Consider the following 22,454-nt stretch of genomic DNA (forward strand, 5'->3'; position numbering starts at 1 on the left):
GCGCCGGCGTCGAAGGCGGTGCCCGATGGCCCGGCGACCGGGGTCTCGCCGAAATAGGTGCCGACCGTCACTTCCCCGGTACCGCTGACCCCGCGCAGCGTCAGCCGGCGCTGCAATGCACCGGTGGGGATCTGCACGAGTTCGGGAAGCAGGCGGGCAAGCGTGCGCCCGTCGAAGATGCGCCGTTCCTCCAGCACCGCGCCTGGAATGGCGCGCACCGCGGCCGGAGTCCGCGCGAGGAGCGTGGGGCGGCGCAGCGCGGTAACGACAATGTCGCTGTTGATCGCGGCGGGTTCCGCGAGGGGCACGGCAGGGTCGGGCGACGGCTCCACCACCAGCACGCCGCGTGACACCTCGCGCAGGCGCAGCCCGGTTCCGTCCAGCGCACGCTTCATCGCATCGAGCGGCGACAGGCCGCGCGGGATCGGCTGCGCCAGGCGGCGACCGGCCAGCAGCCGCGGGTCGAACAGGATCTGATATCCCCCCGTAGTCGCGATCCGCGACAGCAGGCGATCAAGCGCCATGCCGGCGGGCTCGGCGGAGGGGCTCGACTGCGCCGCGGCGGGGCAGGGCGGCGCCAGCAGGACGAGCGAGCACCCCACGACGGCCGGTCGCAGGTATCGTGATCCGCATCGTGCAGCCTTGGACGCGCCCACGCCCAACCCCCTCTTGCCGATATCCGCCCGGGCCCGCTTCCCGAACCGACCCCGCGTTCCCCGCGCGATTGTGCCGCGCAGGACACGCCTGCACAACCGATTGCTGTTGAACAAGCCGGCGTCGCAGTTGCGCGGTTGACGTGCCGGATGCGGCATGATCGACTGCTTCGTGACAGAAGCATGACGGGAGAGCGATGGGGCTGGCAGGCCGGGGGGAACTGTTGTCGGGGGACAAGCAGCTTTGCTGATCGGAAACATGCAACGGGGCCACACGGCGCGCCTGAGCGAGGCGGTGATGCCGCTTTTGCCCGCTATCCGGCGTTTCGTCGCCAAGCACGCCGCTCCGCCGGAGATCGACGATCTGGTGCAGGAGGTCGCGCTCAGAATGCACCTGCGCGCGGGCGAGCTGCCGGTCGGCAATCTTGAAGGCTATGTCTTCCAGGTCGCGCGCAGCGTGCTGACTGACCATGCCCGCCGCGACAAGGTGCGCGCGCGATCCAGCCACGTGCCGCTGGAAGAATATCATCATCCCGTTGAGGTATGCTCGCCCGAGCGCGTCCTCCATGGCAAGGAACGGTTGCAGCAACTCGTCACCGCGGTGGGCACATTGCCCGACCGAACCCGGCAGGCCTTCGTGCTTCACCGGTTCGAGGAGATGAGCTACGCGGCGATCGCCCGACACATGGGAATATCGGTCAGCGCCGTGGAAAAGCATATCATGAAGGCCATTCGCATCCTGGTGGCGACGCTCGATTGTTGAACGACGCTTCGGCTGACCCCGTCGCAGCTGCGGCGCGCTGGTACGCGCGCGTCCATGCCGGCGCGCCATCGGACGCGGATGTCGCCGCGTTCGATGCGTGGCTCCGTGCCGATGCGGCGCACGCCGCAGCGTGGGACCAGGTGGTCCGGACCGGCGCTGCGCTGGACGACATGGCCGACGACCCCGCGATTGCCGCGCTGCGACGCGAGGCGCTGGGCATCGGATCGCCGCGGCAGGCGCCGTACGACGGCGCGCGGCGTGCCGCCATGTGGCGGCTGGCTGCGGCCGCGGCAGTGGTGGCCGCGGTGGGAACCGCGGGGATCGTCGGGCTGGGCACAGCAACCACGCCGCAGCCAGATGTGGCACCGACGCGCTATGCGACCGCAACCGGCAAAATCCGGACCGTGCGATTGCCCGACGGCACCAGCATGACGCTGGATGCGCAATCGCGGGCCGAGGTCGCGGTGCCCGGTGCCACGCGGCGGGTGTCCGTGGAGGCAGGCCGCGCGATGTTTGCGGTGGCCAAGGACCGGGCGCACCCGTTCGTCGTCACCGTCGGCAGCACCAGCGTGACCGCGCTCGGCACACATTTCTCGGTCGAACGTCGCGGCACCGACAATGTGGTGGCGCTGACCGAAGGGTCGGTACGGGTCACGGCGCCGGCCGGCACGCGGACGCTGTCGCCGGGCGAGGTGCTGACGGTGGGGCAGGGGCGCCTGTCGGTCACCACGGGCGCCGATGACGAAAGCAGATGGGTCGACGGGCAACTGGTGTTCGCCGCGGTGCCGCTCGGTCAGGTGGCGGAAACGCTCAACCGTTACCATGCGCGCCGGCTGGTGATCCGCGATGCGGCGCTGGCGGCGCAGCCCTATAGCGGCGCGCTGCGCACCGCCGACGGCGACGATGCGCTGATCGCCGCACTGACCGCAACCGGCATGGCGCGGATCGTGGCCCGCGACGACGCATCGGTGACGCTCGCCGCGCGCTGACGGGCATCAGGCAGCACCGCACGCAACGACGGTTCTTTGTGGTGGTGCGGATCGCGGCCTCGGCCCACACCACCATCCGATGTCCTCTTAGCTGCCGGCCGCGTCGCGATAGTCTAGCGGCGGTTGCCGGTCGCCGAGCATCGCCTGGTATTTGAAGTTTGCGCCCCGCTTGGCGGCGAATTCCTGCTTGGCCGCGGCGATGGTCGCCGGATTGCGGAACAGGTCCGCGGCGGTGAGTGCCAGCGTCTTGGCGGCGAGCACCGCCCCCTTCACCCCGATGCTGCTGCCCGCCGCGGCGACGTTCTGCCAGCTATGCCCCGCCGATCCGGGAATAAAGGTGGCGGTGGACAGGCCAACGGTGGGCGTCGTCCAGCTGACGTCGGCGACATCGGTCGATCCGCCAAGCGCATCGTCCGCGATCACCGCGGGCACGATGGTGCCGACGCTGTCGATCGAGGGCGGGTTGGTCATGCTTTTCTGCAGGGTGGTGGCGAACGCCTTTTCCTCGGGCGTCCAGCTGATCGTGCCGGCGGTGTGTAGGCTGCGGTCCATCACCGCCATCAACGCGGCGTTGGGCAGCAGCGAATAGACGCCGCCCGTGATTTCCCAGTCCACCTTGGTCTGGGTACCCAGGGCCGCCCCCTGCGCCGCCTGCGTCACCCATTGCCAGGTGTCCTTGACGATCTGCGGATCGGTGTGGCGAACGTAATAATAGACTTCCGCCTCGTCGGGGACGACGTTGGGCGCCTTGCCGCCCTTGGTGATGACATAATGGATGCGGGTGCGGTCGGGGATGTGCTCGCGCATCAGGTTGGTCATCGCGTCCATCGCTTCCACCCCGTCGAGCGCGGAGCGGCCCTTGTCGGGATTGCCCGCGGCATGCGCGGACTTGCCGTGGAAGCGGAACTTGCCCGAAATGTTGGCCATGGACGGGCCCTGCACCGCAGAATTTGCGTTGCCCGGATGCCAGTGCAGCACGGTGTCGACATCGTTGAACAGGCCCGCGCGCACCATGTACACCTTCCCCGACCCGCCTTCTTCGGCCGGGGTGCCATAGACGCGGATCTCGCCCGCAACCTTGTTCTTCACCATCCATTCCTTGACCGCGATCGCGGCATAGGTGCTGGCGGCGCCGAACAGATTGTGGCCGCAGCCATGCCCCGCGGGACCGGTGCCCGGTGCACGGGTCGGCTGGGCGAGCTGTGACAAGCCGGGCAGCGCGTCATATTCGGCCAGCACGCCGATGACCGGGCCGTCACCCGACTTGAAGCTGGCGACAAAGGCGGTCGGTTCGCCCGCCACACCGGCGCGCACGGTGAAGCCCGCTGCCTTCAGCCGCGATTGCAGCAGCGCGGTGCTTTGCGTCTCCTTGTAGCCGACCTCGGCATAGTTCCAGATCTGGAGCGCGGTGTCGCCGATCGCCCTTTCGTTGGCGACCACGTTGGCGAGCACCTGCTGGCTGTCCGCAGCAGCGAGCGGTTCGCCCAGGGCAGGGGCGGATACGGCCGACAGGGCCGCGGCGAACAGGGATACAGTCTTCATGGTTGATGCCTTTCCCGATCAGAACTTCTTGGTCGCGCCGATGAAGAAATAGCGGCCGATCACGTCGTAGTTCTGCGCGTCGTAATTGCCCTCGGTATCGCCGACCTGCGGCGGTTTCCGGTTGAACAGGTTGGTCGCGCCCAGCCGGAATTGAGTGCTGTCGTCGATGTCGAAGCGGGCGTTGAGGTCGAAGACGTTGTACGCGTCCACCCCGCGCGTCGTGCTGGTGGGCGAGACGACCTTGGCCGAATTGATCATCTTGTCGATGTAGCGCCAGCGCAGGCCAAGGCTGGCCTGGCCCAAAGTGTAGGTCAGCGACGTGATCGACTTCCAGCGCGGATGCGCGATGCCCGCGGTGCTTTCGACGCCGATGCCGATCGACCCGGCGTAATCATAGGTCGGCGCCCCCGCGATCGACTGCACCTCGAACTTGTCGAGATAGCTCACCGCCGCGTTGAGCGCGATCGATCCCGGATCGCCGCCCAGCCCCAGCTCGTCCAACCCGAACCGCCAGTCGAACTGGAAATCGATGCCCTGCACATTGTAGGTGCCAAGGTTCAGCAGCGGCTGCTGCGGATTAACCGGCACGCCCGATGCGGGGTTGCGGGTGATCAGCGAGCAATAATAATTGTTCGGGTTGAAGGTCGGATTGTTGCCACCCGAATTGTAGCAGAACTGGAACGCCTGACCGACCGACAGCGGGCCGACCGCGTCGCTGATCTTGATCTTGTAGAAGTCGACCGACAGCGACAGGTTGCGCATCATGCCACCGAACGGCGACTGGATCACCGCGCCCGCCGAATAGGTATCGGCGGTTTCCTCCTTCAGGTCGGGATTGCCGCCCGTCAGCGCGAAGACCTGCGCGGTGCCGAGTTGGTAGCTGTCGATGATCGCATTGGGAATGCCCTGCGCCAGGCACAGGCTGCGCACCTGCCCCGCATTCCCGCCGCGGCGGTAGGACGAGCGCACGTCGCACGGATCGCCGTTGGTCGTGGTCGCGGTTGCGGTGCCGATCCCGACCGATCCGGTCGAGACGGGGGCATAGAGTTCCCCCACGCTGGGTGCGCGGATCGCGCGATTGTACCCGCCGCGCAGCCGCAGCGCGTCGAACACTTTCCACGTCGCATCGGCCTTGTACGCGTGGACCCCGCCGACCGAATTGTAGTTGGAGTAACGGTAGCCGAGATCGAGGTCGAACTGCTGCACCAGCGGGATGTCGCTGAGCACGGGGACCAGCAGCTCGCCATAGACCTCCTTGGTGTTGACCGCGCCGGAGGCGGGGCGCAGCACGCTATAGCCAAGGATGTCGCTGGTGCCGTCGGGCTGGGCGAGCGCGGAATCGGGTTCGAAGCCGTAGGAATTGTAGCGGTAATCGGCACCCGCGGCGAAGCGGACCTCACCCGCGGGCAGGCTGAACAGCCCGCCCTGGATGTTGCCCTCCACCGTGCGCTGCTTCAGCTCGTTGGTGTTGAGCGTGCGGCGCGAAATATAGTCGATGCACGCCTGCGACGGGGTGACGTTGCCGAAGGGGTTGAACCCGCCGGCGCACAATTCGGTGCCACCCGTGGGCGAGTTGAGCAGCCGCGACAGTGCGGATGCGCTGGCCCCGCCGCGTTGTTCGTTCTGGAACTTGGCCTGGCTGGTGGAGCCGTACAGGTCCCAGGTCCAGTCCTTTACCCCGATCTTGCCCGAGAGGCCGGCCGTGACCTGCCACACGTCATAGTCATAGCCCTGAAGCCGCGGCCCCAGGATGCTGAACGCCTTGTAGAAGGTGAAAGGCGCGTTCGGCGTCTGGCGGGATGCGAGAATGGAGCGGAAGGCCGGCGTGACGAACGGGTTGGTGACGGGAACCGACAGGCCGTACACGTTGGACGCCAGCGTCGGGTTGGTGACGCCGAGCGAGGTATAGGTGGTGTAGGTCGCCTGCACGAACGCCTTCACCGCATCGCTGAGGTCGTAATCCACCTTGCCGAAGATCGACCAGCGTTCGAGATCGGCCTGAAGCGAACCGCCGTTGTAGCCGAAGTTGATCTGCTGCGAATTGGTGCCGGAGTTGACGATATACGCCTCGTCCGTCTGCGGATCGCGGAAATTGTAGACCGGCACGCCGGAGGTGGAGAACAGCGTCTGGTCGGTGTTGAAGCCGATCTGCCCGGTGTAGCGGCCAGCGGCATTGCCGGTCAGCGCGGGCACGCCGTATCCGGCGAATACCGCGTTCACCGCGGCAAGCGTCGGGGTATTGGCGCCGAAGATGGTGTTGCCCTGCGGAATGGTCGAAAGGCCCGGCGTCGACTGGCGGAAGGCGTAATAATCGCGCTTTGCCTGAATGGCGCGATCACGCTTGGTATAATCCACCGACAGCACTGCGCTGCCGCGATCGTCGGCGAAGCGCGACCCGGCGGTGGCGGTGATGCGATAGGTGTTGCCGTCGCCATAGTCGCTGACGCCGGTCTGGCCGGACAATTCCAGTCCCTTGAAATTGCGCTTCAGCCGGAAGTTCACGACACCCGCGGTCGCATCCGAGCCATAGGTGGTGGAGGCACCGCCGGTGATGACCTCGATATTCTCGATCAGCGCCTCGGGAATGATGTTGAGGTCGACCGAACCGTCGGGGTTCGACGGCTGGATGCGCCGGCCGTCGAGCAGCAGCAACGTGCGCTTCGATCCCAGGCCGCGCAGCGAGGCATAGGCCTGGCCGCCATTGAGGCCGGTCGAGGTGGAGCCGGCATTGGCTTGGCCGAACGCGCCGGAGAATTGCGGCAATTGGGTGAGGGTGCTTTCCACCGTGACGCGGCCGGTGTTCTCGATCGCAGCCTGCCCGACCGACACGATGGGCGAGTTGGAGACGTAATCGGGGCGCGCGATGCGTGATCCGGTCACCACGATGTCGTCGGCGGGCGGGGGCGGACCGGCGGGGTCCTGCGCGGCCGCATCGACCACCGCGGCGGGCGGGTTCTCGTCCGTCGGCACCGACACCTGCGCCGAAGCCTGGGCGGCAAGAAGGGCGAGCGGGGCGGTACCGGCCGCGAGGAGCGCGCGGCGCATGCAACGCGAGGTGAGACGCTGGTTCATGGTCGATTTCCCTGGATGCGCCACCTCGTTGCGGGCGGCTGTCATGTCGGGAGACGCAGGAGTTCAGCGTGACCTCACCTGATATGAGTAAAAAAGTTCCAATGATATTGTATATCACGCAATAAAATGGCGCCGGTGTCGTGTTCGGCACCATTTTGGCATCATTGCTGACGCATCGGCATTATCTGGTTGCGCTGGCCGGCCCGTACAGCAGGCCGTTGAACAGGAGCTTGAACGTCGCATAGGGCTGCGCGCGCTGCGTCACCTCCGGCCCCATCGCGAACAGCTTGCCGCGGCCAAGGTCGACCTGGCTGACCGCCACCGTGCCCTTCAGCTTCTCCTGCCCCACGGCCCAGCCGCTGCGCAGCGGGGTGGTGCTGTCGAAGGTGACGATCGGGGTCGCGCCCGCCGCGGGGACGAAGGGCTGGCTTTCGTCGAAGAACATGTCGACTTCCGGCGTCATGCCGAAGGCGAGCGGCTTGGTATTGTCGACCCGCGCCGCGATCAGCGATCCGGGGATGTAGAATTCCTTGTGGTCCAGCGCGGCAAGCGTGCCGTCGGCGCGCTTGGTCACCAGGGCGGGGGTGATCGCGGGCGAGAGCATGGACGCCAGCGTGTTGGCGCTGCCCACGGTGATGACGGTGCCCCCTGCGTTTGCGAACGCCTGGATCGCCGGCAGCGACTTGTCGCGCGTCACCTCGCCCAGCCAGCCGCGGTAATCGGCCGGAATGTCCTTTGCCTCGGGCATGGCGTAGCGATAGCCGCCCGGATAGGCACCGCCACGCGTCACCGGCACCGTGCCGTCCGCGAAGACCAGGGCGTCGTAGCGGGCGTTCAGGTTGCCGGCGTCGATCTCCTGCGGGTACACGACCTGGAACGGGAATTCGTACTGCTCCAGCAGCCAGCGGGTCCAGCCGGCCGGCATGACGCCGCCATAGCGATCGACCAGGCCGACGCGGACCGGTTTCAGGGCAACCGTGGCGCCGGTGGGCGCGCGCGCGACCTTGTAGGCGTCGACGCCAAGCGGTGCGGCCTCGGCGATGATCGACGCGGCCTGCGGGGAGGCGGGGATCCAAAGCGCACCCGGCGCCATCTTTACCCTGCCTGCGCTGGTCGCGCCGGTGATCCACGACACCGGCACGCCCGCCTTCAACAGGCGATTGGTGAGGATAAATCCGTTGTTGGTTTCGTGCCCGACGATCCAGCCGGCATTGCCCGACCCGAGCACGCGGCCCAGCGGAGGCGACAGCAGGTCCGCCGTGACGGGCGTCAGCTTCGCAGGCACCGCATCCAGCACGCGGTCGAACTGCACGCCCATCTGATAGGCGAGGGTGTAGCCGGTGATGTCATAGGGTGCCTTGGGCGGACCGCCGGGATATTCCGCATCGTGCGGATGATCCTGCGGCTCGAACATGTCGAGGACGTGCGGGCGATACGCCTGCGCGGTGCGCACCACATAGCTGCCGGCGGGATAGCGCTTGCCCCCTGCGGTAAAGGCGGCGTCCGCGCGCTCCACGTCGACGCCGTTCTTCAGCAGGGTGTTGAGGAACGCGATGGTGGTGGGCATGTCGCGCTGCGTGGGCGGCAGGACATAGGCGCGCGGATCGCGCCGGGCGGGATCGTGCAGCACCTTGGCATAAAGGTCCGGTGCGACCATGCCTTCGCGCGCTCGGCTGTTGTAGCCGACATAGCCCTCGTCCGCCTTGTTCGCCTTGCCGGCTTCCTTCAGCGCGTCGACGTCCTTCGGCGTCACCGTCCAGCTGTCGCTATTGCCGCGGGCGATCGCCTGGTTGCCCATGCGCCAGATGTTCATCAGCAGCCGCTCGCGATTGCGCGCAGCATAATCCATCACCGCGCGGTCGAGCGACCATTGATATTCCAGGCTGTCGCGCAGATGCCAGTCGCCCGGCGCGATCGGCAGCGTTTCGTCGTTGCGCGCCAATTGGGTGTCGGCGATCAGCGGGATCTTCTCGGGCGTCGGCCCGCCGATGATCTCGGTCAGCAGCCCGATCGAATTGTGGAAATAGGCGATCGAACGGACCATGCCGTTGTGCCAGGTGGAATAAGGCGCCACGGACCGCGCACCCGACCCCGGTTTGTTTTCCGCCACCAGCCGGCTGTGCATCGCCGCGCCGACCTCCTGCAGCTCGTTCATCACGAGCGGCGCGTAATTGTAGTTGAAGGGATCGCGGAACGGCGGAACGAAGACCACCATGCCGGCCGGCCCGGTCTGGTGCTGGTTGAAGATGATCTGGGGAAACCATTCGCGAAAGAACACGCGGTTCATCGCCGTCGTCTCGGGCATCTGCGACATGAAGCTGTCGCGATTGTTATCGTGACCGACGTATTTGTGGTACAATCGCGGAATGGTGCGGAATTCGCGGTCCTTGGGATCCTTGTTGCGCATGTACCAGTCCGCGACGAGCTGAAGCCCGTCGGGATTGTCTTGCCCGAACAATACGATCGTCTCGTCCAGGATGCGCTTCGTTTCCGCGTCCTGGCCGGTCAGCATGCGGTAGAGGACGTGGATCTGGCTTTGCGTCGTCACCGTCTCGGTCGCGTGCAGCCCGGCGTCGATCCACACCACCGCGCGGCCCTGCGCGGCCAGTGCCTTTGCCTCGTCCTCGCTCACCCCGTCCGCCTTGGCGAGGCGGCGGGCGATGTCGCGATACTGGTCGAGCTTCGCGAGGTTCGCCGACGACGACACGATCGCCATCCACATGGTCCGCCCTTCCGCGGACTTGCCGATGTCGACCAGCTTGATCCGGTCGGACGTTGCGGCGAGCGACTTCAGGTATTTTTCGTACGCGTCGTAATTGGCGAGATAATAATCGCTGCCCGGCTCGGTCGGAAACGCCTCGGCCGGGGAGGGGATGGCGCCGGGCGCCTTGGGGGTGATCGAATCGGCCTGCGCCGGGATGCTGACGGAAAGCGCCAGCGCCGCGGCGCCGAGCAGGAACGCAGGTTTCATCGCTTCAATCCCCCGATCGATCATGTGTTCGTTTTCACCCATGACGCACGGATCGTGCCCGACCGCACCTCCAATCAGTGATTTTATTTCACGCTGGTACCACGTCGAAGGCGACCGTGAGCCGCGCGGCCTCTCCGCCGAACGGCTCCGTGCCGTGCCAAAGACATGACGGAAACAGCGCCAGCAACCCGGGCTGCGGCCGGACGTGCCGTATCGGCTCCTGCGGGCGGGCCAGCGGGATGCCCGCGCGACCGAAGGCAAGCCACCCCTCCGGCTCACGCGCGACCGCATCGGGCAGCGCGACGTAGAAGGCGCTCGACAGCCAGCCGGCGGGATGGACGTGATCTGTGTGGAAACCGCCCGGCAGCAGCCGCACCGACCAGGCACCGGCAAAGCGCCAGCGGCCGGTATTGCGGCGCCGCACCGGATCGTCGCCATGGCCGAGCGCCGCGACCCGGCGGTCGATCTCCTGTTCCAGCGTGGCGAACAGCGCGCGAATGGCCGGCGTGTCGACGCGGGTCAGGTCCACCTGCGTCTGACTGCCATGGCGCAGCGACTGTTCGAGCGGGTGGGTGTGCCAGGCATGAAGCGCGGCAAGCGCGTCGGCAAGGTCGGCGAGAAACGTCGCGCGATCGCGCCAGCCTTCAGGCGTGTCGACGATCCCGGCGGAAACGAGCGCGGGGTCGTCCAGCGCGCCGGCCTGCGGATCGCCCGCCAGCCGCCATGCGGTGTGGAGCAGCGACAAAGCCGACTGATCGTCCGGGTGCGCGGCGACGATGCGCGCGGCGAGTGCGCTGGCCTCTGCCACGCGGTCGAGGTGCAGCAACGCCTCCACCGCCGCGCGTGCGGCGTCGGCCGACCCGGGCGCCGCCTGAAGCGCGGCCGTCGCATGGGCGAGCTGCGCCGCAGGATCGCCGATCCGCCCGGCCAGACCGGCAGCCATCAGGTGCAGCGCGGGCATGACCGGTGCGGCTTTGGCCAGCGCGGCTCTGGTCACCGCCAGCGCGCGATGTGCATCGCCGGAAGCGAGCAGCACGGCCGCGCGGACCAGGGCAAGGTCGGGCGTGTCGGGTGCGGCGTTCAGCGCGCGCATCGCCGCGGCGGGATCGGCGCTGCGCATCCAGCGCAGTTGCGCCAGGTCGCGATGCGCCACCGCATAATCGGGGCGGCGCCGCAGCGCCTGTGCGAACGCTGCCTCCGCCGCATCGAGCCGGCCCAGCCCCTGCAACGCGCGGGCATGGACCAGCCACGTCTCCGGTGCCTCGCCGCCCTTCGCAAAGGCCCTCCCACTCGCCTCCACAGCCCCCGCAAAATCCCCAAGATCGCCGAGCGTGGAGGCCAGATTATGCTCCGCAACCGCACTATTCGGCCGCGCGGCCGCGGCGCGGGCATAGGCGCGGGCGGCACCGGGCAGGTCGCCCGCCGCCTTCAGCGCGGCTGCTTGTGCGGCCCAGTCGGGCGGTGGAACATTGGTGGTCACGATCGGAATGTAACGACACCCGGCGAGCCACGTCGATGCCAAAGGTGCCGTGGCGTAGCATCGTGCCGGCGACCGGTTTGCCGGTCTGTGATGAATTATCTGAATCAGTGGGCTTTTGCGCTTTCGTTCCGCCGGCGCGCGACTCATGAACAAGGCCATGCCGATCGCGCGCGAACATCGCTGGCTGTATCCGATCGACTGGCGCGAGTTGTCGGACCTGGTCCGGTTCACCCGTGCCAAGGGGCGGTGCGAACATTGCCGGCGCCCGCAGTCCAACGGCATCTCCGAGGCCTTCGTGCACACGCTCAAACGCGATTACGTCCGCGTCTCGCCTCTGCCCGATGCGCTCACCGCGTTGACATCGCTGGCCGGATGGATCGAGGACTACAACGACAACCACCCGCACTCAGGACTCAAAATGCGTTCGCCGCGCGAGCATCGCGCACTGGTTTCTGCAACCGCTTAAATCCGTCCGGCGAAACGGGGGGGCCAGATCACTAGGCAGGCCCACTGCTGCACATGCTCGTTATACGATAAGACTTGTTACGTAGGCATCACAAGGGGCAGGAGCAGTCACTCTGGTGCTGCCCTTGGGCAACGGCAGTCCCGAAACTCGATCCCAATCGGGACGGTCGCCGAGCTTAGCGTACGATTTTGACCATCCTCTCACCGGACCCCAAGAAGGAATGGGATAAGTCGAAGAAGGAGGCTCGCACAGGCAGGCTTGAGGAATGAGGCCGTGGGGGTCGCAGGATAGAAATTGTCGGCCGTCGCAAATATCCTAACTTTCGCGACAGCGCCCGCGACGCTCGTGTTCTCTCGTGTGCTGGTGTCGCAAAAGTCGGTTGCAGAACTTCAGGGTTCTGATACAGTTTTGCGACATGCTAATTGGCTACGCCCGTGTGTCCACCGACGACCAAGATCTCCGGCTGCAACGCGCCGCTTTGAAGGAGGCCGGATGCAAGCGGACGTTCGAAGAGAAGGTGTCGGGCGCGAAGCGTGACCGGCCCGAGCTGACCAAGATGATCGAGCAACTGCGCGACGATGACACGGTGGTGGTGACGCGGCTCGACCGACTGGCACGCTCCACCCGTGACCTGCTCGACATTGCCGAGAAGCTGAAAGAAGCCGGTGCCGGCCTGCGCTCGCTCGCCGAGCCCTGGGCGGATACGACCTCGCCTGCGGGCCGCATGGTGCTGACCGTGTTCGCTGGCATCGCCGAATTCGAGCGCGAGCTAATCCACCAGCGCACCAGCAGCGGGCGAGTGGCGGCTAAGGCGAGAGGAGTCCGCTTCGGCCGCCCACCCAAGCTCACTCCGGATCAGATCGCACTCGGCGAACGGTTGGTGAGCGAGGGCACATCGGTGCGCGAAGCCGCCAAGCTGCTCAAGTGCCACCATGCCACGCTCTACCGGGCGCTGACTGCCGCGGCATTGACCCCGTGATGCTGACCACTCCGCAGCCCGACGCGCCGGAGGGGGAGGCCTGATGCCAATCCGCCCCGAGCATGTGTTCCTATACCCGATCGACTGGCCGCAACTTTCGCACCACGTGCGCTTCGTGCGGGCAGGGGGTTGCTGCGAGCATTGCGGGCGCCCCCATGGGCAGAGGGTGTTCCATCTTCGAGATGGACGATGGTGGGACCGGAAACGGCATTGCTGGCGCAACGGCCAAGGTCGACGCGTGCGACGGCCGACAGAGAACATCCTGTTGCACGGTGCCTGGACCCCGGTGGTGCTAGCCTGTGCGCACCTCAACCACGATCCCAGTGAAAGCGCGCTCCACCAGCTGGCGGCACTCTGCCAGCGGTGCCACATGATCCATGACGGTCCCGAGCATCGGCGCCGGCGATGGAGGAACGCGCACTACCGACGCGCCCTCGGCGACCTGTTCTACGGTCCATATCCCCCCCTGGGGGCCGAATGGATCACACCCACTCCACTCAGCATGCTCGATAGCGGCCCAGCGTTCTATGCTTGGCTTCGGTGAAGAGCGGCTAGATCGTAGCTGCCGCCAGGTCCGCCGAAAACGGGCCGGCCCTTATTGCTTTGTTGGGTTTTCGCTCATATCTCGGGGGCAATCGAACCCGCCAGGCCTCTGCCCGCAAGGGTATGCACACTTGGCGGGTCTTTTTTTGCCCTGCTAAGCAGGATGGGTGCCACGCCCTTTCACAAAACCCGCGACGACGATCGCGCAGCAACTCCAACATCTCCAGGCCGAAGGCATGGCGATCCCCGACATGGCGCGGGCGGAGCACTGGTTACGCCATGTCAGCTACTACCGCCTGAGCGCCTACTGGCTGCCCTTCGAATATCCCAAGGGCAATCCTGGCCCCCGTTTCCTACCGGGCACCAGCTTCGATACCGTCACCGCCCTGTACGATTTTGACCGCCGCCTTCGGCTGCTAGTGCTCGATGCGATCGAGCGGATAGAAGTCGCTGTACGGGGTAGCTGGGCGTACGAGCTGGCGCAGCGATTTGGACCCCATGGCTATCTCGATGCGGCGCTCTACCATCATCCGGGTAAGTACCGCGACAACCTGACCCGCTTGGCCAACGACGTAGCAAGCTCGCCCGAGACGTACATCGACCATTACCGCCGGACCTACAGCACGCCGGCAATGCCGCCGGTGTGGATGGTGGCGGAGATGATGTCGTTCGGGCAGCTCTCCCGATGGTATGCGCTGCTCGACGATCGGGCGCTGCGCAACGCCATCGCCAAGCCCCTTGGTCTTCACGAGACAGTGATGGTGCCGCTCCTGAAACATCTCTCCACGATCCGAAACAGCTGCGCGCATCATGCCCGGCTTTGGAACCGCGGTTTTTTGCTGCGCATGCGGGTGCCCTTCAAGCCGGCGGCCCTCGTCAGCACGCTTGAACCGCCCGCAGCCCATGCTCCAGCCCAGCTCTACAACGCCCTGGTCCTCATCGTTTACCTGTTGAGGCAGGTCGCACCGGCATCGGTCTGGCGGGAGGAGCTGACGGCGTTGCTCGCCCAACACCCAACGGGCGATCTGGCGGCAATGGGGTTTCCCCAAGGCTGGGTAGCTAGGCCCTTGTGGCTTTGAGGCTCCCCTGTCCTTGGCGGTCAAAACCCTCCGGTTATGACACCAGCAACCTAAGCTCGCTCTGTATCCGCCGCAGGGCCTTTCAATCCTGGCGGCGGCAGGTCGGCATCCGGATCGCGTCCCTGTAGCTTGTCTAGGAGACGCATAGCCGGCGTGACGGTCAGCCCGTGGAGGAGGATGGAAAACAGCGCCACCAATCCTACGATGGCCCACAGCCGCTCGCCTCCGGCAAGCTCAACGTGGTTCAGCGCATAAGCCAGGTAATAGAAGGAGCCGACACCGCGGATGCCAAAGAAGGCAAGGGTCATCTTCTCGGAGAGGTCTGCCCGCAAACCGGCAAGCCCTATCAGGCCGGTAACGGGCCGCACGACGAGGATAATGATCGCAGCGGCCAGTACATCTACCCAACCAATCGGTTGAAGGAGCCCACTGACCAGCGCACCACCGAACAGGATCAGGAGCACCATCATGCCGATGCGCTCCACCTGTTCGGTGATGTCGTGCATCTCGCGGTTGAACTCATGATCGCGATGCGAGCGGCGAAGCGTCAATGCGGTGATGAAGACAGCCAGAAAGCCGTAGCAGTTGAGCAGCTCGGTCACGCCGTAGGAGACGAAAGTCGCGGCAATGGCGATCAGGCCATCCCCGGTCTGAGCCAGCTTGGTTTCCGCTGGCACGTGAAAGGTCAGCCAGCCGAACAGGCGGCCGATCAACCAACCGCCGACGACACCCACGCCGATTTCCCACAAAACACTATGGAACACCCATTCGCGCGCCCAAGGCTCTCCGGTGCTCGCCGAAATGCCCAGCGCGATAGCGAGGTTGACGAACGGAAAGGCAAAACCGTCGTTCAGGCCCGCTTCTGACGTTAAACCGAAGCGCACCTCATCTTCCTCTCCGGTCTTGGGAGGACCGACCTGCACGTCTGACGCGAGCACGGGATCAGTGGGAGCGAGGCAAGCCCCAAGCAGAAGCGCCGCGATCCATGACAGGCCCAAGCCCCAGCCTCCGATCGCCGTGATCGCCGCGATGCTGAGGGGCATCGTGACCGCAAGCAGCCGCCAGGTCACATTCCATCGGCGCCAGCTGAATACGCGATCCAGCTTCAGGCCTGCGCCCATCAGCGCGATGATAACGATGAACTCGGTGAAGCGCTCGGTGATGTCGGCGTAAGACAGCGGCAAAGGCCGCAGCGACACAGCCGGCAACGAGAAGACCGCGGCTCCGATCCCGATACAGATGATCGGCAGCGACAGCGGCAATCGTTTCAACGCAAGCGGCAGCCATGCTACGAGGGCGATCAGGACTCCGGCACCTGTCAGCCAGAGGATATAGGGTTCAGGCGATGAAAAGCTGGGCACCTGCGCCGCTCTCCAGGCAGTAGCGCGTTCCGAGCGCTTCAGATGGATGTCGCATCAGCCTGGCGGAATGAGCAGACAGGGACCGAACACAGCCTGGCTCCCAGTTCATTACGCGAGACCTCTTGCGGGCCTTTGTTACTGTCGCTGCCGAATTGCGTCAGCACGATCTTCCGTCGCATCCGCCTTCTTCTCGGCAGTCGCGCGAACCCTGCGGGCTTCTTCTTCCAAGGCATCCGCCCGCTGATCGGCTTCGCTGCGAACGGCGTCCGCCTGGTCCTCGGCGGCGTCCGCACGTGCTTCGATCGCCTCGTTCAGACTGTAAGCGGCACGATCCTGGGCTTCCCCCGTCCGCTCCGCCGGCCCTTTCTCGATCGTATCCTCGCTCGATACGACACCTGCGTTGGCGTCGGCCTGCTCGCCGGCATCCTCGCGGGGGCCGTCACAGGCCCCCACGAACGCGATCAGTGCCAGCCCGACGAGCTGGAGGCGTAGCCCTCGTCTCATGACTGCGGTTCCTCGCTCGGCGTCGAACTGCCCGGACGGAGGGTGGTGCTCGACTGCGGCGCGATCGGCGGATGGGGTGTTGCGGCCGAGCCGCTGAGACGCTGAACGAGCTTAGCAGCGGCATCCCGTCCGCCGAGACCGAAGGCGAGCGCGAAAGCGACAGCGATGGCACCCAGGATCAGGCCGAAGGCGAGATTGATAATGTCGTCGGCGAGACCCATGAAGCGCAGGCCGATGGCGGTGCCGAGCACGATAATCGCAACGTGCACGATCTTCGCGGTCAGCTCGGCATTGGCCCCGCCGCCCGCGCGCACGACCGTCGACACCAGCTTTGCGATGGCGATGGCTGCGGCGATGATGACGGCACCGAAAACGACCGAGCCGAGCAGGGTCAGGATCTCCGCCATCATGCGCGAGCCGTAGGCGAAGTTGAGTTGCCGGAACGCCTCCATCAGGCCGAAGATGATGATGGCGACGAACACGGCGTTACCCAGCAGCTTGGATGGCACTAGCCCTGGCGTCGCGGAGGCCCCTGCGGAAGTTGACGGAACCCCGGCCGCCGGCGTCGTGCTTGAGGGGAACACGCCGAGCGCGCTGATCGTGCGATCGAAGCCGGTGCCGCTCAGGAATTGGCTGAGGAGTTGCGACGCGAACCGGCCGATCACATAGGCGAGCGCGAGAATGATCGCGGCTGCGACAACGTGCGGGATGCTGTCGAGGATGATGCGGAGCATCGCGGTCGCCGGATCGGAGATTGCGCGGATGTTGAGCTGATCGAGCGCGGCGATCGCGACCGGGATAATGATGAGCGCGAAGACGATCCCGCCGACCATCCGCGGCAGCGTCGTGGGATCGGCCTTGGCCATCCCGGCGCGTTCGGCGAGCTGCTCGGTGCGGGCGGCTGTCAGCACCGCCTCCACCGCCTTCTTGGCGACGCTGGCGACGATGTAGCCGACGAAGAAGATCAGCCCTGCGCCGATGATGTTGGGGATGGCGGCGCCGAACTGGTTGAGCATTCGGCCGACCGGGCTGGTGGCAGCGGCCAGGCCAAGCGGCTGAGCGGCAAGCACGAGCGCGATCAGGATCACGATCCAGAAGGCCGCATCACCGACCTGGGCACCGACGCTCTTGGGGTTGCGGCCCGTCTCGGGAATACCGGACTGCCGGTGCGCGTGACGCGCCAGCGGCGTCTTGTTGACCAGCGCGGCGACGCCCCACTTGGCGGCCCTCGCCAAAAGGTAGCCGATCAGGAGGATGACGGCCGCGGCAAGAACGCGCGGCCCCCACTCCTGTAGGTAAAGAACGGCGGTGTCGCCGAAGTTGCGGGTGCCGGCGACCATGCCGTCCGCTGTCACATAGTTCGGGTTCATCGCCGTCTCCCTGTTGGCAAAGCATGTGAGCCCGGCACAGGCTCTCACCTGCGCCGGGCTCCACCGACTAGATACGCTTGTCGGTGTCGCGGAAGGTCGAGCCGCGGGTCTCGACGTCGGTGTCGCGGTCGACCTCGACGTCGGTACGGCGCACGGTGTCGTCGACTTCCTCGACATGCTCCTCGGCCGTCTTGGAGACCACGACCTCCTCAACGACGCGGGCGGTCTTGCCAACCACCGCTTCCTCGCCGGTCGCGGTCATGTCGATCGTCCGCTCGCGGAAGGCGTCCGTATCGGCCGCGGAGAGCGGCTGATCGACCGAACGGCGCTCCACGTTGACGCGCTCGTTGCGGAGACGAATCTGCTCGTGAACCGGCGTCTCGGTCACATAGGAGCGGACGCGCACCCCGCCGCGGCTGACGTCGCGCTTGCCGACGACCAGTTGCTCCTCGACGATCGGGACCACCTCTTCCTGCTCGGCCTTGTGGCCGGCGGTCTCGCGACGGTCGAAGCTGCCGAGAGCGGCCCCGGTCGCACCGGCACCGGCGGCCGGATAATCCCAGCCCGACGAACGCCACTGGCTCGAACGGTCGTCGATGTCGATCGAGTTGGCCTCTTCGAGCACGCGCACCGCCTCATCGATGCAATCGTCATCGACGTCGGCGGTCAGCAGCGCACCGCCACGGCGCACGCCTTCCTCATAGGTGTGGCGATCCTCATCGGGGACGAACGCGTTCTTGATCGAGTCCCAGAAGCCGCGGTCCTCATGGGTCGAATAGCCGATCTCCTTGTAGCCGGCGCTCGACTTGTCGTGAATGTGGATGTGGTCGGCATCGACCCGCGCGCTCTTGAGCCGGTCCTTGGCTGCCTCGGCGTCGGCGCGGCTGTCGAACAGGGCTGTGATGGTGCTGGACATGATCTTACTCCTGCGATTGAAAACGGATTGGCGACTTACCTCGCCGTCACGACGAGTTCGGTGCGGCGGTTCTCGAAGCGACCGCCAGCGGTAGCGTTGGTGTCAACCGGATCAGTCTCGCCGCCGGAGACTGTCTCGATGCGGCCGGCGTTGATCCCTTGCGCGACCAGCGCCGACTTGACGCTATCGGCACGAGCTTTGCCGAGCGCCATGTTGGCTGCATCGGTGCCGCGCGCGTCGGCGTAGCCGGCGATGCGGATTCGGGCGTTCGGATATTGCTTGAGGGTCGCGGCCACCTCGTTCACCTCGGCAGCATCGGCGGGTCGGATATTGCTCTTGGCGGTGTCGAAGTTGAGCTTCTCGAAGGTGAAGGTGCGGGGAAGCGGCTCCGTGCCGGCCAGATAGGTGCCGAGACCGGACGTGCCGACCAGCGCGTCAGCGGACCCGGCGTTCGGGGTTGCCGCGACCACCTCGGTCGGGGTGGCCGTGGGAGCGGGAGCGACAGCAGCGGTGTCCTCACGGTTGCAGCGGCTCAGAGCGAACAGCAACGCCAGAATCCCGAGCGCAAGCAGCAACCAGGGGAGCCAGTTGAAGCCCTTGTTCTTCTCGATATGGATGTGACTCGGCGCGCCTTCCGGCCTGTCATCATTAGGTCCTGCCATGAACATCCTCCTGGGTTTTGGTGAGATCAGTGCGGTCGACGTCGACGCGGGTGCGTCTGAGCGTGGTCGGCAGCTCGACCGCCTCCGCCACCGCCGACCGGAAGATGTGGACCTCCTCGACGAGGAAAAGCCGCTTCTCGACAACCAATCGCTCCTCGATCACGGGAATGATGGTGACGCCGTTCTCCTCACGGACAGCGGGGGCTCGATCGACCTCGCGTTCGACCGCTACGCGCCTGATCTCGACGTGCTCGCGCCGAACCTCGTCACGAACAACGACCTGCTCCTGCTCGGGCACGGTGCGGACCGTGACATGCTCGACGTCGGTCGCACGTTTGGTAACGTGCGCCTCCTCCTCAATGATCGGTAGGCGAATGTCGTCGGGCATGCCTGTCCTTCAGCTTTGCCACCTAACGCCGCCGAACCTTTAAAGTGTCCCGGAGCTAACTCTTTCCGGGTTGATCGAGCTGGTAGTTTGCTACTACCGGTGCAGTAGTTCTCGCCGAGCCGTTCATTATCTGCGAGGAACATCATCCTATGGCGCGGCGCTCTACCGGCATGGCCAATCCGCTCTCCCGTGTTCTCGCACGCGACACGTTGACCCACCTCGAACAATTGATTGGCGGCATGACGGCCGGCGTCATCCTGATCGACCTGGCCGGAACGATCATCTGGGCCAATGATGCTGCGCTGGCGATGCACGGCGTCAACAAGCTCGAAGGGCTCGGTGGCAACGCCGACACCTATGCGCAGCGGTTCGCGCTCCGGTTCCGCAACGGGCACCGGCTCGCCAACCGCGAATATCCTGTCATCCGCATGTTGGCGGGCGAGAGCTTCCCGGACCTGGTGGTGGAGGTGAGTGCCGCCGGCAGCGATGAACGTCGTTGGACCCATCGGGTGCGCGACGTCGTGATGACCGGGGACGACGAAGAGCCGGACTGCCTCGCGCTCGTGATTCAGGACGTTTCCGAACAGTATGAAGCGGAGGCGCGGTTCGAGGCCATGTTCCAGGCCAACCCCGCGCCGGCGCTCATTATGCGGCTCTCGGATCAGCGATTTAGCCGGGCAAATCGCGGCTTTCTCGAAATGACCGGCTACCCCCGTCAGGTGGTCCAAGGGAACAGCCTCTACGATCTCGACATTCTCAACGGTGCCGAGCGAAAGGACTATGCCAGGCAGTGCCTTGCGGAAGGCCGGACGATCCCGCAGATGGAAGCGGAGCTGCCGCTGCCGGACGGCAATACCAAGCTCGTCATCATCGCCGGTCAGCCGATCGAAGTCGGCGACGACAAGTGCATGCTGTTTACCTTCGCCGATCTGGAGCCCCGCCGGAAAGCCGAACGGGCGCTTCGATCGAGCGAGACACACTTTCATACCCTGTTTGAGATGGCGCCCGTGGCGATGGTGCTGACTTCGCCCGACAGCCACCGCACAATGGACGTGAACGACGCGTTCGTTCGCCTCACTGGTCGCAGCTCGGCCGGCTCGATCGGCAGAGCCGCCGGCGATCCCGAGCTTTGGGCCGATCCGGCGCAGCGTGAGGAGGTGCAGCAGGAGCTGGATCGAAGCGGGGGCGTGCGCAACCGCGACGTCCGGCTGATCGATGCAGACGGGCAACCGGTCGACTGCCTCCTCTCGGCCGAGCGCATGGAGATCAGGGGCGACCGCTGCACGCTATGGCTTTATCAAGATATCACGGCGCGGCGGAAAAGCGAGCTGGAGCTGGCCGACGCGATCGAAGCGGTGATGAAGGATGCAAGCTGGTTTAGCCGGACCGTGATGGACAAGCTCGCAACCCTGCGTAATCCGCGCGCCGAAACCGCCACTGAGACCGCCGACCTGACGCCTCGTGAGCGTGAGGTGCTGGGGCTTATCTGCGAGGGCCTGGACGACAAGGTGATCGCGAAGCATTTGTCGCTTTCGGGAAACACGGTGCGAAACCACGTTGCCGGCATCTACGGAAAGATCGGTGTCAATCGGCGCGCCGCAGCCATTGCTTGGGCTCGGGAACGTGGCTTTGCCTAAAACAAATGCAACCGTGCGGCCGCAATCCAGTAATGGTCTTCAACAGCAATAGCCGGAGACCATGAGTCACTCACGAGGGGATCGGCAAAGCAAAGAAGGACAGCTATCATGCCAGATACCCCATATAATGATGCATTGGATGTTCTCGCCACGGCTCTGAAGGCAGGGCCTGCCGCTCTTGCGCACCAGAGCGGGCCGGCGGCCCGCACGAACTTCGTGGATCGGCTCACGACAATCGCGCACCGGCTTGATCTGGGCGGTCATGGCGGCGTGCAGGAGGTCTACGAGGCCGCCTCAATCATCGGTCGATTACAAAAGGGGCCGAAACGGCCAAAAGGTGAGGGTTGGTCGATCGAAGATCATCAGGCCATTGCCGATCTTGAGAAGGTGCAGATGAAGCTCGTCAAGCTCGCTAACGGTGTTCAGGAGTGAATGGCGATGAGTTCGTCTCTCTTGTGCCTGTCCATTCGGCCAATGAAGGCCGGTGCCTTACCGCCGTGATGGGGCTGGCGGGCGCTGAGGAGTCAGTGTCCTAGCGGGAGGAGCGGCCCGATGCGGCGATCATGCCGCCTCAGTCCGGTAGAGCTGCGCCTCACGGTTGATAAGGATATCGGCCAGGAACCAGTAGGCTTCGCCCCAGGCGTTCAGAATCTCATCGGTTGCCGCCTCGCCCAATATGTCGCGGATCGCCGGCAGCAGCGCGTTGGCGACCGCAGGATAATGTTCGGGCTTGATATGGGTCTCGACATGGCGCGCGGCGATGCGCTCGATCGCGGGTTTCAGCACGTCGAGCTTGTCCACATTCTGCGCAAAGGCGAGGATCGCCGCCGCGAGCCGCTTGGGCTGCGCGCCGGATTCGTGCGCGGCCATGTCAAACAGCGCCTTGATCTCCGGATCGACGAACAGGCGCTGATACATGCGCGTGGTAATCTCCACGCCGTGCTGCTGGAGCGCAGGCGCCGTAGCTTTTACCAAAGCCATTGTTTCGGGGGAAAGCGGTTTGGACATACAGACGTGCTCCGGATTTCAGGACCCTGACAAAAGAGACGATCAAAGTGGCGAGAGGGACCCGATCGAGC

17 protein-coding genes and 2 pseudogenes are annotated in these 22,454 nt (G+C 65.5%); 7 read left to right on the top strand and 12 right to left on the bottom strand.

Annotated elements, in window-relative coordinates; all coding sequences use genetic code 11:
- Positions 1 to 602: pseudogene (locus MHZ35_RS14130) on the bottom strand (hypothetical protein); the annotation flags it as partial.
- 310 nt (positions 603 to 912) lie between these two features.
- Here MHZ35_RS14130 and MHZ35_RS14135 point away from each other — a divergent pair.
- Together MHZ35_RS14135 and MHZ35_RS14140 are read left to right on the top strand one after the other, a co-directional pair.
- Positions 913 to 1,416: an RNA polymerase sigma factor gene (locus MHZ35_RS14135; protein WP_239436232.1), complete on the top strand. Its 504-nt coding sequence runs from the start codon at positions 913 to 915 to the stop codon at positions 1,414 to 1,416.
- Positions 1,413 to 2,405, top strand: coding sequence for a FecR family protein (locus tag MHZ35_RS14140; protein ID WP_239436233.1), 993 nt, complete (start codon positions 1,413 to 1,415; stop codon positions 2,403 to 2,405). Before MHZ35_RS14135 ends, MHZ35_RS14140 begins: the two co-directional genes overlap by 4 nt.
- A gap of 87 nt (positions 2,406 to 2,492) precedes the next feature.
- On the opposite strand, the gene MHZ35_RS14145 is transcribed toward MHZ35_RS14140, so the two are convergent.
- The 4 genes from MHZ35_RS14145 to MHZ35_RS14160 all read right to left on the bottom strand — a co-directional run bounded on the left by MHZ35_RS14145 (position 2,493) and on the right by MHZ35_RS14160 (position 11,470).
- Entirely contained in the window at positions 2,493 to 3,947 is a 1,455-nt protein-coding gene (locus MHZ35_RS14145; protein ID WP_239436234.1) for an amidohydrolase, read from the bottom strand.
- 18 nt (positions 3,948 to 3,965) lie between these two features.
- Positions 3,966 to 7,019, bottom strand: coding sequence for a TonB-dependent receptor domain-containing protein (locus MHZ35_RS14150; RefSeq protein WP_239436235.1), 3,054 nt, complete (start codon positions 7,017 to 7,019; stop codon positions 3,966 to 3,968).
- 181 nt (positions 7,020 to 7,200) lie between these two features.
- Positions 7,201 to 9,990 (bottom strand): M14 family metallopeptidase, encoded by a 2,790-nt coding sequence (locus MHZ35_RS14155; RefSeq protein WP_239436236.1) that lies wholly within the window; start codon positions 9,988 to 9,990, stop codon positions 7,201 to 7,203.
- A gap of 88 nt (positions 9,991 to 10,078) precedes the next feature.
- Positions 10,079 to 11,470 (bottom strand): 2OG-Fe(II) oxygenase family protein, encoded by a 1,392-nt coding sequence (locus tag MHZ35_RS14160; protein ID WP_239436237.1) that lies wholly within the window; start codon positions 11,468 to 11,470, stop codon positions 10,079 to 10,081.
- Positions 11,471 to 11,729: 259 nt separating this feature from the next.
- On the opposite strand from MHZ35_RS14160, the pseudogene MHZ35_RS14165 reads away from it, so the two are divergent.
- From MHZ35_RS14165 to MHZ35_RS14175, 3 genes and pseudogenes are all read left to right on the top strand, one after another.
- Positions 11,730 to 11,936: pseudogene (locus MHZ35_RS14165) on the top strand (integrase core domain-containing protein); the annotation flags it as partial.
- 415 nt (positions 11,937 to 12,351) lie between these two features.
- Complete coding sequence (locus tag MHZ35_RS14170) at positions 12,352 to 12,915, top strand: recombinase family protein (RefSeq protein ID WP_239436238.1); 564 nt, start codon at positions 12,352 to 12,354, stop codon at positions 12,913 to 12,915.
- 779 nt (positions 12,916 to 13,694) lie between these two features.
- Positions 13,695 to 14,537, top strand: a complete 843-nt coding sequence (locus MHZ35_RS14175; protein WP_239436239.1) for an Abi family protein — start codon at positions 13,695 to 13,697, stop codon at positions 14,535 to 14,537.
- 50 nt (positions 14,538 to 14,587) lie between these two features.
- Here MHZ35_RS14175 and MHZ35_RS14180 read toward each other — a convergent pair whose 3' ends face one another.
- From MHZ35_RS14180 to MHZ35_RS14205, 6 genes are all read right to left on the bottom strand, one after another.
- Complete coding sequence (locus MHZ35_RS14180) at positions 14,588 to 15,898, bottom strand: cation:proton antiporter (RefSeq protein ID WP_239436240.1); 1,311 nt, start codon at positions 15,896 to 15,898, stop codon at positions 14,588 to 14,590.
- 135 nt (positions 15,899 to 16,033) lie between these two features.
- Complete coding sequence (locus tag MHZ35_RS14185) at positions 16,034 to 16,402, bottom strand: hypothetical protein (RefSeq protein WP_239436241.1); 369 nt, start codon at positions 16,400 to 16,402, stop codon at positions 16,034 to 16,036.
- Entirely contained in the window at positions 16,399 to 17,742 is a 1,344-nt protein-coding gene (locus tag MHZ35_RS14190; RefSeq protein WP_239436242.1) for a mechanosensitive ion channel, read from the bottom strand. The genes MHZ35_RS14185 and MHZ35_RS14190 overlap by 4 nt, the downstream gene beginning before the upstream one ends.
- 97 nt (positions 17,743 to 17,839) lie before the next feature.
- Positions 17,840 to 18,688, bottom strand: a complete 849-nt coding sequence (locus tag MHZ35_RS14195; RefSeq protein ID WP_239436243.1) for a DUF2382 domain-containing protein — start codon at positions 18,686 to 18,688, stop codon at positions 17,840 to 17,842.
- 35 nt (positions 18,689 to 18,723) lie between these two features.
- Positions 18,724 to 19,350 (bottom strand): OmpA family protein, encoded by a 627-nt coding sequence (locus tag MHZ35_RS14200; protein ID WP_239436244.1) that lies wholly within the window; start codon positions 19,348 to 19,350, stop codon positions 18,724 to 18,726.
- A complete protein-coding gene (locus tag MHZ35_RS14205) occupies positions 19,337 to 19,738 on the bottom strand; it encodes a YsnF/AvaK domain-containing protein (RefSeq protein WP_239436245.1) in 402 nt (133 codons plus the stop codon). The genes MHZ35_RS14200 and MHZ35_RS14205 overlap by 14 nt, the downstream gene beginning before the upstream one ends.
- 170 nt (positions 19,739 to 19,908) lie before the next feature.
- On the opposite strand from MHZ35_RS14205, the gene MHZ35_RS14210 reads away from it, so the two are divergent.
- Both MHZ35_RS14210 and MHZ35_RS14215 read left to right on the top strand, forming a co-directional pair.
- Positions 19,909 to 21,375 (top strand): helix-turn-helix transcriptional regulator, encoded by a 1,467-nt coding sequence (locus MHZ35_RS14210; RefSeq protein ID WP_061781008.1) that lies wholly within the window; start codon positions 19,909 to 19,911, stop codon positions 21,373 to 21,375.
- A gap of 108 nt (positions 21,376 to 21,483) precedes the next feature.
- Complete coding sequence (locus tag MHZ35_RS14215; protein ID WP_125946574.1) at positions 21,484 to 21,807, top strand: hypothetical protein; 324 nt, start codon at positions 21,484 to 21,486, stop codon at positions 21,805 to 21,807.
- Between the two features lie 129 nt (positions 21,808 to 21,936).
- Here MHZ35_RS14215 and MHZ35_RS14220 read toward each other — a convergent pair whose 3' ends face one another.
- Positions 21,937 to 22,383 carry a globin domain-containing protein gene (locus MHZ35_RS14220; RefSeq protein ID WP_239436246.1) on the bottom strand — a complete coding sequence of 149 codons (447 nt, stop codon included), beginning with the start codon at positions 22,381 to 22,383 and terminating at the stop codon, positions 21,937 to 21,939.
- Between the last annotated feature and the right edge of the window lie 71 nt (positions 22,384 to 22,454).

It is taken from the genome of Sphingomonas sp. ACRSK (assembly GCF_022346685.1).
GTDB classification, from domain to species: Bacteria; Pseudomonadota; Alphaproteobacteria; order Sphingomonadales; family Sphingomonadaceae; genus Sphingomonas; species Sphingomonas molluscorum.